Below are 14,126 nucleotides of genomic sequence, written 5' to 3' on the forward strand. Positions count from 1 at the left end.
CAAGGCTTCTGCCGACATGGCTCCTGGGGCATCATAGTGTCTGTCGCGCAACGTCCTCATGTTGGCGAAACCGGAGAAACTGGATGGCGAGCATTGATATCCGCCGAAAACACAACCTTTCCACGACTGAAGCAAAAAAGGCGGTCAACAAGCTGGCCAAGTCGATTGCCAAGGAGTTCGACCTTGATTGCGGCTGGGAGGGCAACACGCTGGCCTTTTCCCGCAGCGGCGTCGATGGCCACATCGCCCTGGAGAAAGGCGAGGTCCACGTCTATGCACAGCTCGGTTTCCTGATGGGCGTCATGAAACCCATGATCGAGCAGGAGATTCACCGACATCTCGACGAGCAGATCGGCTGATGCTGGCAATCAAGGCAGCCCGGAAACCGCGTCGCAAGGGCAGACATCCGAGCATCGCGCTGGCTGTTGCCGGTGGCGGCCCGATCGGCGGCATTTTCGAGATTGGCGCCGTTCGCGCCCTCGATGACGCCATCGAGGGTCTCGATCTGAATGCACTGGACACCTATGTCGGTGTCAGTTCCGGCGCGTTCGTGGCAGCGAGCCTGGCCAATCGGCTGAGCACAGCCGAAATGTGCAGGATCTTCATCACCGGAGACTCCGACCAGTTTCGCTTTCGACCCGAGGACTTCATCCGCCCGGCCATTTTCGAGTACCTCAGTCGCCTCGCCGGCGTGCCGCGCATGTTGCTGGCCGGACTTGCCGAATTTGCGAAGCACCCGCTGGAGCTCAATGTATCCGACAGCCTGCTGCGACTCGGCAGCATTCTCCCCACCGGCATCTTCGACAACGAAGCCATTGAACGCTTCCTGCGCACGGCGTTCACCGCACACGGGCGCAGCAATGACTTCCGTGAGCTTGCGCGCAAGCTCTATATCGTTGCCGTGGAACTCGATACCGGACAAGCCGTCCGGTTTGGAACAGAAGGCCACGACGACGTACCCATTTCGCGCGCCATCGAAGCCAGCGCGGCCCTGCCCGGCCTCTATCCGCCGGTGAACATCAACGGGAAATACTACGTGGATGGCGCCCTGCGCTATACGGTCCATGCCTCGGTCGCGCTGGAAGCGGGAGCCGATCTGGTGTTTGCCATCAATCCGCTGGTTCCTATCGACACGACCAACGCAAGTGCGATGGGCAAGATTTCTCCGGCAAGCCTGATCGAAGGCGGCTTGCCTTCGGTGCTGTCGCAGATGTTCCGCACCTTGCTGCAGTCCAGGATGCAGGCGAGCATTCCGAAATATGAAGGCAAGTATGCCGGCTCGGATTTGCTGATCATCGAACCCGGCGACGACGACACCGACATGTTCTTCACCAATGTCTTCAGTTTCGCCCACCGCAAGCGACTCGCCGAGCATGCCTACCAGTCCACCATCAGCGACCTGCGCAAGCATCGCAATTCACTGGGCCCGTTGCTCAGGCGCCACGGACTGAGCTTGCGCGATGAGATCCTGGATGAGCCGGGACGCACTTTGCTGAGTGGACTCGAGCGCAAGCCCGCACGGCGATCCCAGGCCACCTCGCAGCTGCACCGCACGCTGGACGATCTTGATCGCGCCCTGGAACGCGGACGCACCATCGCAAAGTCGCCAAAACGAACCCGCGCGCCGGCGCGCCCGAAAAGCAGGTCTGCGCGCTCGCCCTCGGCGCACTCCTGACCTGCCTGCGGGGCATCGACTACTTGCTCTATTGATCTCTACTATTATTCCCGCCAATCGGGGCAGCTGCCCTTGACCCTTCGAAGGAAATGACATGACCAAGCCCAAGCTGAAATCCAAAGCCGCGCCAGCGACCAGCAAGCCCACGGCTCGCGCAGGCGGCAAGTCGATCGTTGAATCCGCACAACACATCTGGCTCGCCGGCCTCGGCGCATTCGCCAAGGCTCAGGACGAGGGTACCCGCCTGTTCGAGGCACTGGTGCGCGAGGGAGTCTCCCTCGAGCAAAAGACCCGCAAGCTCACCGCAGGCAAGGCCGATGAGGCGCGCGGTGCCGTCGAGGCTGCTGTTGGCCAGGTCAAGGAACGCAGCCAGGAAACCTGGGACAAGCTTGAGAAAGTGTTCGAGAGCCGCGTATCCCGCGCCCTGAACCGCCTTGGCGTTCCCGGCAGCACCGAGCTCAACAAGCTGACCAAGCGCGTCGAGGAACTCGGCCGCGAGGTAAGCAAGCTCAATAGCAAGTCCGGAGCCAAGTCCGCCGACCGCAGCGCTGCGGCAAGAAGTGGCGCCACCCGATCCATTTCCCGGGTCAAGGACGAACTGGCCGATGTAGCGCGTGAGCTCGAGTCCGCCCAGCTCAAGCAGGCAGGCGCGAAGCGCAGCGCCAGCAGCGCAAAAAAGGCAGCAGCAAAGAAGCCGGCGGCAAGGAAAAAGCCGGCGGCAAAGAAAGCCGCGGCCAGGAAGAAAAGCGCGAAGTAGCCAGCCCTGAAGGCCCGCCCTGTTTAAAAAAGAGCCCCTCTCCGCTGGCGGAGAGGGGCTTTCTTTTTGGCTATTGGCAACACCGAAACTGAAACAAGCCCAATAAACAGCGAGCGTGTCCGGTTCACAGGCCGGGAGTTCCCGCTACCAGTGAACGCCGCGCATCAGGGCTGCAAACGCAACCTGCTCCGAGGACGGCCCTTGCTGCTTCTCCTCACGTACACCCTTGATGCCCTTGGCCGCCGAGGAATCAGGGAACAGGCGGAACGCCGTGTTCATGACGATTTCGTAGGCTCGGGGCGATACCGAGTAGAACAGCTGGGCGAAGATTCCGGTGCGCGTCGCGACCCGGACCGGACGCTCGATGATCGCACCCACAACCAGATCCGCGGCCTCTTCCGGGCTCAGGGTCGGCACGGAATCGTACATCTTCGTCGGCGCGATCATGGGCGTCTTGACCAGCGGCATGTTGATTGTCGTGAAGTTGATTCCAAGATCGGAAAACTCCGCCTGGGCGCAGCGTGAGAATGCGTCGAGGGCCGCCTTGGACGAAACATAGGCCGAAAACCGGGGTGCGTTGGTCAGCACGCCAATCGAGGAAATGTTGATGATATGGCCGCGACGACGCTCGGTCATCTTCGGCAGGAAACCCAGGATCAGACGCAGCGAACCAAAATAGTTCAATTGCATCGTTCGCTCGAAATCGTGGAAGCGGTCGTAGCTCGACGCGATCGCGCGGCGAATGGAGCGTCCTGCATTGTTGATGAGGATGTCGACGCCACCGTGATCCGCCGTGACCTGCTTGACGAAGGCGTCGCAGGAGGCCAGATCGGCCAGATCGACCACGTAGCTGTGGCAGGATCCTCCGGCTGCTTCGATTTCGACTTTCGCCGCAGCGAGCTCTTCTTCTCCGCGCGCACAGATGACCACTTTGGCCCCCGCGGCAGCCACTTTCAGGGCAACGGCCTTGCCAATGCCGGAGGAGCCCCCGGTGACGACAACCACCTTGCGCTTAACCTTGCCAGACAGGGAATGGTCGATGAAAAGCGCTGGATCCAGATGACGTTCCCAGTAGTCCCACAAGCGCCAGGCATAGGTCTGCAGCTTGGGCAGCTTGATCTTCGAACCCTGCAGCGCGCGCTCGGTTTCCCGTGAATCGAAACGTCGGGTAGTTGATGAAGCGCATCACTTCGGCGGGAATGCCGAAATCATGCAGAACGAGTTGAGCATGCGCTGTACCGGTGGCAGGTTGCCCAGGGCGTGGCGCACGGCAGCGGGCACAAACGCGAACATGCGCGCATCGAGCCGCATCGTCATCTTTGGCGCATGGCCGGCGTGAGCAAAGATATTGAGAACCTCGCCAATCCTGCGCGGAGCAGGGTCGGTCAGGTGGAAGCACTGGCCATCCAGCTTGGGGACATGAGCGATGTGGTCCAGCACGCCGCGACCCAGTCAACCGGGACCAGGTTGAGGCGACCGCCTCCAGGCCGACTGTCGGCATCCACGAGGTAACACTTCGCGCATCTTCTTTATCAAAGTGGTGGTCAGTGGTGGGACCGTCGATCTTGACCATTTCTCCGGTCCGGGAGTTGCCGATCACGATGCCCGGACGATAGATGCGGAACGGCCGCTTGCACTCCGCCCTGACCAGACCTTCCGAATCGTGCTTGGTCTTGAAATAGGATTGTCCAGGCCTTCCGCTTCGTCAAACATGTCCTCGCGGAAGACGCCCGGATACAGAGTCCGGCGGCCGCGCAATCGAACTGGTGTGGGTGGGGAAACAACCGGCCTTCAGGCTTTCGGCAAGCTGCAATGCGTGACGGTGCCTTCGATATTGGCCTTGACTCAGCCGCTTCGTCGGCAGAAAGGTCATACAGCGCGGCAAGATGGAAGAAATGCGTGATCTTGCCGTCATGTTCTTCAGCGCGGTCGGGGTTACCCCCAGACGGGTCCTGGCGAGATCTCCGGTGACCGCAATCATGCGTTCCTTGTCGGCGCCGAGGCGGTCACGCAGTTCGAACTTCGGAATCGACTCCTTGCGCATGAGACAGTAGATCTTGCCTTTGCGCAGCAGCAGCTGAGCAGATGGCGGCCGATGAATCCGGTCGCGCCCGTCACGAAATATGTCATATCCCCACTTTACAATCCAATTTCAGGATGCCCAGACAAATCCATCAGGAGCGAGTGGCCATGATCACCGGCGGCATACAGCATAGTCGCCTGTCGACAAGCTCTCCAGCCGAACGATTGAATCGCGTTGACCACTCCTCCGTGCATGATAGAGTTCCGGCGCAGGGGCGCGTCCAATCAGGCCAATTCACATGTCCAAGCTTCAGACCAGCTTTGAAAACGCCGCGGAAGACATCAAGAAGCTGCCAGACCGCCCAGACAACGACACCTTGTTGAAGCTGTATGCCCTCTACAAGCAGGGGGCTGATGGCGATGTCTCGGGGCTACCGAAACCCGGATTCTTCGATTTCGTCGGTACGGCCAAGTACGAGGCCTGGGCCAAGCTCAAGGGCACCGATCAGGACGAAGCCAAGCAGAAGTATGCCTGATCTGGTCGCAAAGCTGCGCGCCTGACCATCGCGACAAACCGCACGGGACACCCGGATGGCGCGTCAAACTCGCGAGCTCATTCTCGAAACCGCCCTGGCCATGTTCAATACGCAGGGGTGAGCCCCAATGCGACGACCAATCACATCGCGGACGAGCTGGGCATCAGTCCGGCAACCTCTACTACCACTACCGCAACAAGGACGACATCATAGGTCACCTGTTCGCGCGCTACGAGCAGCGCATCGACGAAGCGCTTGTGGTGCCCCGACGATCGGCTGCCCACGCTTGAAGACGTCCGGTTGCAGCTGCACCAGATCTTCGAATGCATGGGATTTTCGTTTTGTCTATCGCGATCTCGTCGACATTCTCTCCCGCAACCGCAAGCTGCGCATGCATTTCTCGCGTATCCTCAAACGCGTCCGAAAATGCCGCCGCGGGCGTAATGCGAGGACTGGCTGCTGCAGGGATATTTCGCGCAAGTGCCGACGAAATACGCGCCACCGCCGAAAACATCGTGCTGGTCGCAACGTTCTGGCTCAACTTCGACGCCGTTCGCCACGGCAAGAGCGAATCAGGCCAGCCCGATGTCGGCCGCGGCATCCATCAGGTCATGATGCTGATCGCACCGTTCCTGGTGCTGACCTGAGCGTCTGCATCTGAATACCCTCGCACCGCCTACTTGCGTTAGCCGAATTCCAGGGCAGCAAGCCACACGCAAAAAACGGTCGCACAAGGCGACCGTTTTCAATGGCACGCTGGAGAGTCGTACTTATTTGCCGCGCGCAGCTGCCTGACAGGCGATCGACGCGCGTGATCAGTGTGCGTCGTCAGCCTTGAGGGAATGCCGGCGTACGACAGCACACGACCCAGCCCCTTCGAATGTCGCTTCAGCGCTCTTGCGGGTTTCCAGCAGACGCGCCTTGACCGGCTTCACGCGGCTCTCGATCTTCTTGCGCAGATCGGTCGAACCTTGCGTGCGAACTTTCGCTGCGGACCTGGAAGGCCTTGCCTTCGCCGATCATGTTTTCAGCCAGCTCGGCGCCCATCTTCTGGGCGACGGAGACCGTACCCAGGCCGGCAAGCCAAAGCTTCTCAGCCTTGTCCGCATTCGTTGCAACCTTGGCCTTTGCAGGCTTTCTGACCTTGATTTGCTTGCTCACAATGCCTCCTCATGGGGTTGGAATTCGCCAGAGTCCGCGATGACTCCATCATCCTCCGTTTGCAGTCGAGCATTCACACCACACAAGGATCAGCAACGGCGGCATTCAGGGACGGGATTCGCCAGTGCCGCCGAACGCGCCTACCAGTTGGCGCGGAACGATTCGCCTTCGTGCTTTCGGTCCCAGGCGCGCAGCTGGTCGCGAATGTGCGCGATTCCCTGGCGTCCGAGCGCACCGTGTTTTTCATCCTGCAGGTTGGCGTCCAGCAACTCGGCCAGACGCTGTGCCGTCGGCAACATATGTCCTGCATCAAGGGCTGGCAACGGGCTCCGGCAAGGCCATGAACAATGTGAGTCCCGGCGTATCCAGCGTCTCGATGCGGGCCATGTCGAAATTTCCGGGCTTGAGCATGTTGGCCACGCGGAAGACGGGTCCGGCTTCGTTGCGGCCAGTCACCATCCGGTGAAAGATGCCGCGATCACCGAACTCAGGCCGCCTTCTCGGCCGCCCGCGACGAGGTCGCTACCGGAAATCGTGGTTCCATCGCGGCGCTCACAGCAACGTGACAATGTGCTCGATGGGGCCACTGGGTCGAGCCCCGACGGGTGGCTTGGCAGATCGCCGGGATCGGGCATTCTTGCGTGGCACTGACGAAGCGTCGTCCACTCGGGCCGGGTTTGATCCGAGCAGGTCGAACTGCTCGCCCGCCAGGCGTCGGCGTATTCAGCTGATTCATCGAACTCGCTGCGCTGCGCTCCAGGGTCGGCTCGACTCATGGCCCTTCGTGCCGCGGAACAGCGTTCGCTTGCCCTGGCCCGGCTTTCTGGGCCGACCGAAGAAATAGATCCCGGCGCAAGCACGATCAAACCGATCACGAAAATGATCACCCGCATCTCGGTGGCGCTCAATGCTTGCTGCTCCATGTCGACTCCAGAAACCGATATTGCTGATATCCCCGGCTGCCGGATGGGTGTGCTGTTGCCGGCGTGCAAGCTGCCCTGCCAGTTTGGCCGCCTCGGCGAGATCCACGAGAACCAGACGCGAAACGCCCGGCTCGCGCATGGTCACGCCGCAGGCTGTTTCGCCGCTTCCATCGTCGACTTGTTGTGGGTAACAAAAATGAACTGCCCGTTCTCTCGCTCATTTCGGTCACCAGCGCCGAGAAGCGCCCCACGTTGGCTTCGTCCAGCGGCGCATCGTAGCCTCGTCGAAGGCAGAATGGAGCCGGGTTCAGACGAAAGATCGAGAACACCAGGGCGACAGCCGTCATCAACCTTTTCGCCACCCGAGAGCAGCGATATCGAGGTGACCCGCTTGCCAGGCGGCCGCGCCGTGATCGACCGCGCCGGTGGACAGCAGATCTTCTCCGGTCAGTTCCAGATAGGCCTGACCTCCACCGAACGAGCGCGGAAAGAGCTCCTGTCGCCTGCATTGACGCGGTCAAACGTGTCCTTGAATCGCTGGCGCGTTTCGCGATCGATTTTGCGGATGGCACCCTCGAGGGTTTCCAGCGCCGTGCTCAGATCAGTCAACTGCGCATCGAGATAGACCTTGCGCTGGGAGTTGCTCTTCATATTCCTGAATTGCGGCCAGTTGACAGGCTCCAGACGCCGGATCTTCTGCTCAAGACCTTCCAGTTCGCTCTTCCAGCGTTCGGCTTCGATGTCTTCCGGCAACTCCGAGATCAACCGGTCAACCACCGAAGCCGGCCTCATTTCGATCGCCTCGGCCCCAGCGCTTCGGCATGCAGGCGTCGCTCCTGCGCGTTCAGGCGAAGATTCGCCAGCGCCTCGCGGCGTTCGGTCAGCGCTTCCGCGATCACGTTGCGTTCGACTTCGTACCTGCGCATTTCGTCGCGCTCCTCGAGCGCCTTGCGCGCTGCACGAGCTGCTTGTCGACGAGCAATCTCTGATTCAGGCAGGATTGCCGCTCCAGCTCAGCGCGATCAGCGGATCGTCGCTGGAGGAGAAGCTGTTCCGCAATCGCCTGACGCGACTCCAGCTGGGCCAACTGCGACTGCATGCGCTGCGGCGATTGCTCGAGTGATGTCGGTGCGGATCGTTTCGACTCGATCGACAGTGCGGCCTGGTGCGCAGCATCGCGCTTCGCGCGCATTCATGCGTGCCTCTTCGCGCGACTCCAGCAACTGTCGACGTCCACGTCCAGTTGCTGGCGCTGCTGCAGTTCTCCCATGCGCTCGACAGCCTTGTCGAAGGCGGCCGCGTGCCTCGCGTATCTGGCCGTGCTCCGTATCCAGGCGGGTGATCAATTCTTCAAGCTCGCCGTCGATCCGGACCAGGCGCTCGCGAGCGCTGTCAGCTCACGTCCTCGATGGCTTTGCAGCTGACCGAATTCTCGGCCAGTCGACGGTGGGCGTGCGCCTCTGCGCTGTGCTTCGTCGCGCGCGCCTCCGCTCGATCCGGGCAAGCCGCGACTGCTCAAGCCGGGCCGCATGCTCTTCGATGGCGGCTTCGAGCTCCTCGATACGCTTGCCGAGATGGGTGATCTCACGTTCGCGGGCGAGCACCGACCTGGGGAACCCTGGGCGCGTGCGATGCGCGCAAACCACCCATCCAGTCGCCCTGCGCCGTGATGACCGAATGGCCGACCGGCAAATCGCGAAGCCGCGCGCAGTCGTCCATCGAATCCGCCGTGCGGATCCTCGCCAGCATGTCCTGGATGGGCTTCGGTCCGCGAACATGCGCCGCCAGTGTTCCGTCGGCAGAACCGGAGAGTCCGGAGGTAGCCGCAGCCAGCAAGGTCGGGTCTGCCTCGGCCAGCCCTGCAAGTTCCTGCACGAGACTTCCGGGCAGATCGACCAGCACGGCATCGAGCCAGCCCTGGAGCACGGTCTCGACCGCAGCCTCCCAGCCATTGTCCACCTCGAAGCACTTCACCGAGACGGCGCGAGCCAGACAGGCCCCACACGCTCAAGCCACGCGTGGGCGGAATCATCGCCTTCGCCCAGCGCGGCATGCTGAAGCGCTTCAAGCGAGGCCAGCCTGCCGCGTGATTTTCAAGTTCTCCGCGACTCGTGCTCAGCAAGGTCTGCAAGCCTTGCTCGCTTTCGGCTGTTGTTCGTGGGAGAGCCGACATCATCGATGTCGCAGCCAGGGCCTCGACCTGCTCGCGCAAGGTCTCCTGCTCCAGATCAGGCGTTTCCAGTGCACTGGCTAGCTCGGTCAGGTCCACGGCCTGTTTTCGGCCAGCAGCGCTTCGCGTCGGCGATCGGCTTCGGCGCACTGGCGATCAAAGATAGTCGAGACGAGGTTCTCTCAACCTCGGCCACCACAGCCCGCTTCGGAGCTGGACCTGGCGTAGGCATCCCGCTTCTCCTGCCATTCGGCCAGACTGGCCTCGGCGACGCTCAGTACTTCAGCCGCCTTTTCGACCGCTTCGTGGGCTTCGCGCTGGGGCGCCGAGTCACTCAGGATCAATCGCAGCGACTCGACCTGGCTGGTGTCCGGCGATGTGCTCGGCCAGTTCGGCGTGCGTTTGCACACGTTCGGTTTCTTCGCGCGCACTGCAGTTGCTTTCGAAGCAAGCACTCTACTGTGCTGTATCTGCTGCTCGACACGGGCAATTTCTGCGCCGACCTTGTAAACATCGCCCTGCACCGCATTGAGATACTCGGTGGCTGCGTGATGGGCTTCGCGACCCGTCTCGATTTGCGCCTCGCGCTGACGCTGCTCGGCCAGTTTTCTGCTCATTGGCCAACTCGGCCTGGCGCAGGCTGCCGGACTGGGAATCCAGCTCTGTCCTGGCCTCGCGCAGATTGACCGCCTTCAGCTCTGGCTGCGCTTGTGCTCGGCCTGGAATGCCTGCCAGCGTTCGGCCGCGCGCCTGACGTTTCGAGTGCTCAGCTGCTTTGTCGACTTCGTCTACGTCGGTGACGCGATCGAGATTTTCGCCGTAATCGCCGCTTGATTCGGCTCTCGGTTTCCTTGCGCCGCTCCTTGGCCACCGAGATGCCGGCCGCTTCCTCCAGGTGTACGCGCAGCTGTTCCGGATCGGACTCGACGATCTGGCCCCAGTCATGCCTGTTCAATGATGGAGTAGCTGCGTGGCCCCAGGCCGGTCCCCGAACAAATCGGTAATATCGCGCCGTCGGCAGCGCATTGTGGTCAGGAAATACTGCGATTGTCCGTCGCGACTGACCAGGCGCTTGACCGATATTTCGTTGTACTGTATACTCACCGGTCACCGTGCCATCCGAATTGTCGAAGACAGGTTCGACAACCGCCTGACGGCAGGCTTGCGCGCCCAGACCGGAAGGTCGTCGATGGTGGTCACACCGCGCAACCGACTGGCCGCGCTCTGCCCATGACCCAGCGAATTGCGTCGATGATATTGGACTTGCCGCAACCGTTCGGGCCAACCACGGCCGACATGTTGGTTGGGCAGGTGCAAAGTGGTCGGATCGACCAATGACTTGAATCGGCCAGTTTTATCGTGGTCGTGCATGGAAGCGGATTTTCGTCCCTGATGATGGGTCAATTGGCAGGTTTGTCAGCCGGAACGGCATCGGCGAATGGCTCAGCATCGGTTGGAGACTCGGTAGTAACCTTGGCTTCCTCGCGCAGCTTGATCAATCGCTGCTGCGAGTTGCGCCAGCAGGGTCTCGCAGATGCTCTCACGCAACTGCTCGAATGTGGGGGTACGAACGGCGAGATCGCACCAACATGAATCACATGCCAGCCGTAGTCGGTTTTTGCGGTACCTTGGTCGTTTCACCGGACTTCATCGACGTAGCGCCCTGGCCGTGGCTCCGGCAACTGGACCGGACGCACGCGCTGGAATGCGCGCGCCTGTAGCCCTGGTGCTCCACGCATCAAACACTTCGCTAAAGAGGCTGGTTCATCGCTTCGCCGGCTGCCTTCAACGCGTCGTCCTCGTTGTCAAGCAGCAACTGGCTGAAATCGTATTCGGGAAGATCCGGCCTTTGCCAGTTGCTGCTCGTACTCGGTGCGCAGCACTGTCGTCCACCTGGGCGCTGCTGCGAATTTTGCCCAGCGTTGCATTGGCCATGCCTGCGGCCGGTTGATTTCGACCATCAGCAGCGAACAACGGATCATCGAAGTAGGACCGGCCTCGACCGCCTGCCCAAACAGGATGTAGTCGCGCAACTCGGTGAGTGCGGCTGCGCGCTGCTCAGAACGTCCAGGTCCAGCTTTCTTTCGCCGGGCGAGTACATCGAGCAGCACCGCGAACCGGCTGTCGTTGCTGTCTCCCACGATCGGCAGGCCCGCTGGCAACGTCGTGACCCGAACTGCGCCACAGGCGAACAGTGTCAGCGACAGAACCAGCACAAGGATTGAGCGCGGGGTTGATGCCCCGCAGTCATCAGGATTCCTCGTTTGTACGTGCATCAGTGAGCTAAGCGCATGGATGTCGGTCTGCGCCAGCTCGCCGAGTGCGGCGTAGATGGCCCGATGACGGGCCAGCGGCGCCAGCATGCCCCCGAGAGCGGCACTGATCAGCCGGACGCTGAAGTGGCCGCGGCGTCGCGACCCCGGCGTGACCGACATGGCGATGGCTGTCATCCGTAACCGTCAGCTCGCAGGGGGCAAACGCCTGGGCCAGACGGGAACGAACCGACCCGATCGATCATGGCGGAACCTTGCGGAACGGGCGGACATCCACCGAAGCATGGGCGCAGATCCGCAGGTAGAGTCTTCGGCAGCCCAGGCTCTGGCGGCATCCAGATCGGCGACGGCAGTGATGAGACTGCCGGTGAATCCGGCAGAGGCCCAGGATCATCCGCGTCCTGGCCGAGCGGACACAATCAGCAGGCGCGCCTGGTCCCGCAGGATTTCGAGCCGACGCAGATGATCGGGCCTGCTCGCCTTGCGTTACTCCAGGCTTCCCGGATTGTCCTGACCCACGATCACGTACCACATGCAAAAGGCACACGAAGAGGGGCGTATGTTAGCCGATCGGTGCCGGGGACGGAGATCGATCTGCGCAGGCTTGCGAGTCATGGCCGGGTTTCATCGTGATCGCGACGGGAAACCTACTGGACTTCCGCTCCACCAAACGCCCTTTGCTTCCGAATCAGTGCAAAGCGGGGCAAAGCACCCCGCTGCTGTCGTGACTCCCGAGGGCAGGGGCGTCCACCGCTGGTTACCACGTTGTTGCATGGCACCTGGATCCGAGCGGGAGCGCCGGGCGTTGGGTTTCAGGCGATTCGCCTGTACGCAGCCAGTTGACGGTTTCTTTCCGGTTCGATCCGGGCGTTTCTGGTTGTTGGAAGTCTGTGCTGCCGGGCGGACCGACATACGCTTTTCTTCATCCACAGCGGCTCAGGTTGGTAATGGCTGGCCGTGCTTGCTGTGGTTTGCATGGATCCGGTGCCTTGTCACCGGCCGCAATGGTCAGGCTGATAAACCCGGCCGACTCTTTTTTCACGTGAGATCTGAGCGAAGCCCGCGCCGTGAGGCGCAGACAGCCGGATCAGGATATGAATACGCCGACAACCGAAATCGAAATCCAGCAAGAAGAACCCACGTCGGCATTCCCGCCGGTGCCCCAGCAGCAGGAAATGCCGTTGGCGCTGGTGCGTGGCGAGAACCGGTGTTGCAGATGCCGCAGGACCTGTATATCCCGCCGGATGCGCTTGAAGTCATTCTTGACGCCTTCGAGGGGCCACTGGATCTGTTGCTCTGCACAGTCCGCCGGCAGAACCTCGACATCCTCAGCTTACATTCCGGTTGCGGAGATCACGCGCCAATATGTCGACTACATCGACCTGATGCAGGAAATGCGCCTCGAGCTGGCCGCCAGTATCTGGTCATGGCGGCGATTCTGGCCGAGATCAAATCAAGACTCCTGCTGCCAAGACCCCCGGAAGCAAGGCCTGGAGGAAGATCCGCGCGCCAAAGCTGGTTCGTCGCCTGCAGGAATACGAACGTTTCAAGCAGGCCGCTGCCGATGAGCGAGCTGCCGCGCATGGAACGCGATACAGCCGCGGTATCAGCTCATGTACCCGACAGAAACGTCATCCGCCTGCCCCACCGGTCGACTTGCGCGAGCTTTCTGCTCGCCCTGAAGGACGTCCTCAATCGCGCAGAGCTTTTCAGCCATCACGCCATTCAGCGTGAGGGCCCTGTCGGTCAGGAACCGGATGAGCGATGTGTTGCGTGCGCTGGGCAATGGCGAATTTCATCCCTTCGAAGCGCCTGTTCGACCTGGTGAGGGTCGGCACGGGATCATCGTCACCTTCCTGGCCATTCTCGAACTGGCCAAGGAGCAACTGCTCGAAATCTCCCAGGGTGAGGCGCTGGCGCCCATCTATCTCAAATCGTTGGCCGCGACCGACGGAACACCCACATGATCGAATTTGAATTGCTAAAACGCATTATCAGGGGCTGCGCTTGCTGGCTGCCGGCAATCCACTTGAGCCCCGCGCAGATACTTGCGCTGTTTGAAAACGAGGCTACCAGCGACGAAATCTCTCGCGCCATCGAATCCTTGCAGGCCGACTGCGAAGGTCGCGGCATCGAGCTCGTCGAGGCTTCAGGCTTTCATACCGGGTGCGCAACGATGTTCACGCCTGGGTAGCCGGGATCTGGACCGAGCGACCCAGTCGCTACTCGCGCCCTGCTCGAAACGCTTGCACTGGTTGCGTATCGCCGGCGATCACGCGCGGAGAAATCGAGCAGATTCGAGGCGTTGCCGTTTCCCACCCACATCGTCAAGACTGGAAGAGCGCGAATGGATCCGCGTTGTCGGCCATCGCGATGCGCCAGGCAAGCCGGCTCTGTTCAGGTGCCACGCGCGGCTTCGCCCGACCTAATCTGCGTTCGCTGGACGAGCTTCGTCGCTTGGAGAGGTCGCGACTTCGATGACATGGACCGCAGCTTTCGCTGGGTCTCCGGCAACGGAGGCCGAAGCCGTCGTCGCAAACGACCCGGGCTCCTCGCGGATGCCGCGCAAACATCCGCTTCAATTCCCTTCCGACACCATCGAAGACGAC

The 14,126-nt window shown here is 61.4% G+C and carries 18 protein-coding genes and 5 pseudogenes; 9 read left to right on the plus strand and 14 right to left on the minus strand.

The features are described 5' to 3' along the window. The first annotated feature begins 83 nt into the window (after positions 1–83). The 3 genes from R3F00_RS08330 to R3F00_RS08340 all read left to right on the plus strand — a co-directional run bounded on the left by R3F00_RS08330 (position 84) and on the right by R3F00_RS08340 (position 2,432). Positions 84–359 (plus strand): polyhydroxyalkanoic acid system family protein, encoded by a 276-nt coding sequence (locus R3F00_RS08330; protein ID WP_371281315.1) that lies wholly within the window; start codon positions 84–86, stop codon positions 357–359. Continuing rightward, positions 359–1,675 carry a patatin-like phospholipase family protein gene (locus R3F00_RS08335; protein ID WP_371281316.1) on the plus strand — a complete coding sequence of 439 codons (1,317 nt, stop codon included), beginning with the start codon at positions 359–361 and terminating at the stop codon, positions 1,673–1,675. The genes R3F00_RS08330 and R3F00_RS08335 overlap by 1 nt, the downstream gene beginning before the upstream one ends. A gap of 94 nt (positions 1,676–1,769) precedes the next feature. Then, positions 1,770–2,432, plus strand: a complete 663-nt coding sequence (locus R3F00_RS08340; RefSeq protein ID WP_371281317.1) for a phasin family protein — start codon at positions 1,770–1,772, stop codon at positions 2,430–2,432. Positions 2,433–2,576: 144 nt separating this feature from the next. Here R3F00_RS08340 and R3F00_RS08345 read toward each other — a convergent pair whose 3' ends face one another. The 3 genes from R3F00_RS08345 to R3F00_RS08355 form a co-directional block, all read right to left on the minus strand. Further along, positions 2,577–3,515, minus strand: a complete 939-nt coding sequence (locus tag R3F00_RS08345; protein WP_371281318.1) for an SDR family NAD(P)-dependent oxidoreductase — start codon at positions 3,513–3,515, stop codon at positions 2,577–2,579. Positions 3,516–3,617: 102 nt separating this feature from the next. After that, positions 3,618–3,872 carry a hypothetical protein gene (locus R3F00_RS08350; RefSeq protein WP_371281319.1) on the minus strand — a complete coding sequence of 85 codons (255 nt, stop codon included), beginning with the start codon at positions 3,870–3,872 and terminating at the stop codon, positions 3,618–3,620. A 265-nt stretch (positions 3,873–4,137) separates the two neighbouring features. After that, on the minus strand, positions 4,138–4,476 hold the full coding sequence (locus R3F00_RS08355; RefSeq protein WP_371281320.1) for a hypothetical protein: 339 nt from the start codon (positions 4,474–4,476) through the stop codon (positions 4,138–4,140). A 277-nt stretch (positions 4,477–4,753) separates the two neighbouring features. Between R3F00_RS08355 and R3F00_RS08360 the strand changes: the two are divergent. Beyond that, positions 4,754–5,015: pseudogene (locus R3F00_RS08360) on the plus strand (acyl-CoA-binding protein). 115 nt (positions 5,016–5,130) lie between these two features. On the opposite strand, the gene R3F00_RS08365 reads toward R3F00_RS08360, so the two are convergent. Further along, entirely contained in the window at positions 5,131–5,319 is a 189-nt protein-coding gene (locus R3F00_RS08365) for a hypothetical protein (protein ID WP_371281321.1), read from the minus strand. On the opposite strand from R3F00_RS08365, the pseudogene R3F00_RS08370 reads away from it, so the two are divergent. Then, positions 5,277–5,366 (plus strand): annotated as a pseudogene (locus R3F00_RS08370) (hypothetical protein); the annotation flags it as partial. The gene R3F00_RS08365 and the pseudogene R3F00_RS08370 overlap by 43 nt on opposite strands. Positions 5,367–5,433: 67 nt before the next feature. After that, positions 5,434–5,637: a TetR/AcrR family transcriptional regulator gene (locus R3F00_RS08375; protein ID WP_371281322.1), complete on the plus strand. Its 204-nt coding sequence runs from the start codon at positions 5,434–5,436 to the stop codon at positions 5,635–5,637. A gap of 241 nt (positions 5,638–5,878) precedes the next feature. On the opposite strand, the gene R3F00_RS08380 is transcribed toward R3F00_RS08375, so the two are convergent. From R3F00_RS08380 to R3F00_RS08405, 6 genes are all read right to left on the minus strand, one after another. Further along, entirely contained in the window at positions 5,879–6,151 is a 273-nt protein-coding gene (locus R3F00_RS08380; RefSeq protein WP_371281323.1) for a hypothetical protein, read from the minus strand. Positions 6,152–6,291: 140 nt separating this feature from the next. Continuing rightward, positions 6,292–6,450, minus strand: a complete 159-nt coding sequence (locus R3F00_RS08385; RefSeq protein ID WP_371281324.1) for a cell division protein ZipA C-terminal FtsZ-binding domain-containing protein — start codon at positions 6,448–6,450, stop codon at positions 6,292–6,294. Between the two features lie 10 nt (positions 6,451–6,460). Beyond that, positions 6,461–6,610 carry a cell division protein ZipA C-terminal FtsZ-binding domain-containing protein gene (locus R3F00_RS08390; RefSeq protein ID WP_371281325.1) on the minus strand — a complete coding sequence of 50 codons (150 nt, stop codon included), beginning with the start codon at positions 6,608–6,610 and terminating at the stop codon, positions 6,461–6,463. Further along, entirely contained in the window at positions 6,604–7,074 is a 471-nt protein-coding gene (locus tag R3F00_RS08395; RefSeq protein ID WP_371281326.1) for a hypothetical protein, read from the minus strand. The genes R3F00_RS08390 and R3F00_RS08395 overlap by 7 nt, the downstream gene beginning before the upstream one ends. 447 nt (positions 7,075–7,521) lie before the next feature. Further along, positions 7,522–7,866, minus strand: a complete 345-nt coding sequence (locus R3F00_RS08400) for a hypothetical protein (RefSeq protein ID WP_371281327.1) — start codon at positions 7,864–7,866, stop codon at positions 7,522–7,524. Continuing rightward, entirely contained in the window at positions 7,863–8,000 is a 138-nt protein-coding gene (locus R3F00_RS08405) for a hypothetical protein (RefSeq protein WP_371281328.1), read from the minus strand. The genes R3F00_RS08400 and R3F00_RS08405 overlap by 4 nt, the downstream gene beginning before the upstream one ends. A gap of 342 nt (positions 8,001–8,342) precedes the next feature. Between R3F00_RS08405 and R3F00_RS08410 the strand changes: the two genes are divergently transcribed. Beyond that, positions 8,343–8,498, plus strand: a complete 156-nt coding sequence (locus tag R3F00_RS08410; RefSeq protein WP_371281329.1) for a hypothetical protein — start codon at positions 8,343–8,345, stop codon at positions 8,496–8,498. A gap of 160 nt (positions 8,499–8,658) precedes the next feature. Here R3F00_RS08410 and R3F00_RS08415 read toward each other — a convergent pair whose 3' ends face one another. The 4 genes and pseudogenes from R3F00_RS08415 to R3F00_RS08430 form a co-directional block, all read right to left on the minus strand. After that, a complete protein-coding gene (locus tag R3F00_RS08415; RefSeq protein WP_371281330.1) occupies positions 8,659–9,048 on the minus strand; it encodes a hypothetical protein in 390 nt (129 codons plus the stop codon). 378 nt (positions 9,049–9,426) lie between these two features. Beyond that, positions 9,427–9,861 carry a hypothetical protein gene (locus R3F00_RS08420; protein ID WP_371281331.1) on the minus strand — a complete coding sequence of 145 codons (435 nt, stop codon included), beginning with the start codon at positions 9,859–9,861 and terminating at the stop codon, positions 9,427–9,429. 579 nt (positions 9,862–10,440) lie between these two features. Further along, positions 10,441–10,542, minus strand: coding sequence for an AAA family ATPase (locus tag R3F00_RS08425; protein ID WP_371281332.1), 102 nt, complete (start codon positions 10,540–10,542; stop codon positions 10,441–10,443). A 984-nt stretch (positions 10,543–11,526) separates the two neighbouring features. Further along, positions 11,527–11,755 (minus strand): annotated as a pseudogene (locus R3F00_RS08430) (BolA family protein); the annotation flags it as partial. Between the two features lie 937 nt (positions 11,756–12,692). Between R3F00_RS08430 and R3F00_RS08435 the strand changes: the two are divergent. Beyond that, positions 12,693–13,484, plus strand: a pseudogene (locus tag R3F00_RS08435) (ScpA family protein). Continuing rightward, positions 13,484–13,968: pseudogene (locus R3F00_RS08440) on the plus strand (SMC-Scp complex subunit ScpB); the annotation flags it as partial. The pseudogenes R3F00_RS08435 and R3F00_RS08440, both read left to right, overlap by 1 nt. Positions 13,969–14,126: the final 158 nt, after the last annotated feature.

Origin of the sequence: Dokdonella sp., from assembly GCF_041395345.1 — a bacterium.
In the GTDB taxonomy this organism is placed as follows: Bacteria; Pseudomonadota; Gammaproteobacteria; order Xanthomonadales; family Rhodanobacteraceae; genus Dokdonella.

Coding starts and splice junctions, on each gene's coding strand:
- R3F00_RS08420 (WP_371281331.1), bottom strand. CDS start 9,861: ATGAGCAGAAAACTGGCCGAGCAGCGTCAGCGCGAGGCGCAAATCGAG.
- R3F00_RS08410 (WP_371281329.1), top strand. CDS start 8,343: ATGCGCTCGACAGCCTTGTCGAAGGCGGCCGCGTGCCTCGCGTATCTG.
- R3F00_RS08355 (WP_371281320.1), bottom strand. CDS start 4,476: ATGCGCAAGGAGTCGATTCCGAAGTTCGAACTGCGTGACCGCCTCGGC.
- R3F00_RS08375 (WP_371281322.1), top strand. CDS start 5,434: ATGCGAGGACTGGCTGCTGCAGGGATATTTCGCGCAAGTGCCGACGAA.
- R3F00_RS08365 (WP_371281321.1), bottom strand. CDS start 5,319: ATGCATTCGAAGATCTGGTGCAGCTGCAACCGGACGTCTTCAAGCGTG.
- R3F00_RS08335 (WP_371281316.1), top strand. CDS start 359: ATGCTGGCAATCAAGGCAGCCCGGAAACCGCGTCGCAAGGGCAGACAT.
- R3F00_RS08395 (WP_371281326.1), bottom strand. CDS start 7,074: ATGGAGCAGCAAGCATTGAGCGCCACCGAGATGCGGGTGATCATTTTC.
- R3F00_RS08405 (WP_371281328.1), bottom strand. CDS start 8,000: ATGCGCAGGTACGAAGTCGAACGCAACGTGATCGCGGAAGCGCTGACC.
- R3F00_RS08385 (WP_371281324.1), bottom strand. CDS start 6,450: ATGTTGCCGACGGCACAGCGTCTGGCCGAGTTGCTGGACGCCAACCTG.
- R3F00_RS08330 (WP_371281315.1), top strand. CDS start 84: ATGGCGAGCATTGATATCCGCCGAAAACACAACCTTTCCACGACTGAA.
- R3F00_RS08400 (WP_371281327.1), bottom strand. CDS start 7,866: ATGAGGCCGGCTTCGGTGGTTGACCGGTTGATCTCGGAGTTGCCGGAA.
- R3F00_RS08425 (WP_371281332.1), bottom strand. CDS start 10,542: ATGTCGGCCGTGGTTGGCCCGAACGGTTGCGGCAAGTCCAATATCATC.
- R3F00_RS08340 (WP_371281317.1), top strand. CDS start 1,770: ATGACCAAGCCCAAGCTGAAATCCAAAGCCGCGCCAGCGACCAGCAAG.
- R3F00_RS08390 (WP_371281325.1), bottom strand. CDS start 6,610: ATGGTGACTGGCCGCAACGAAGCCGGACCCGTCTTCCGCGTGGCCAAC.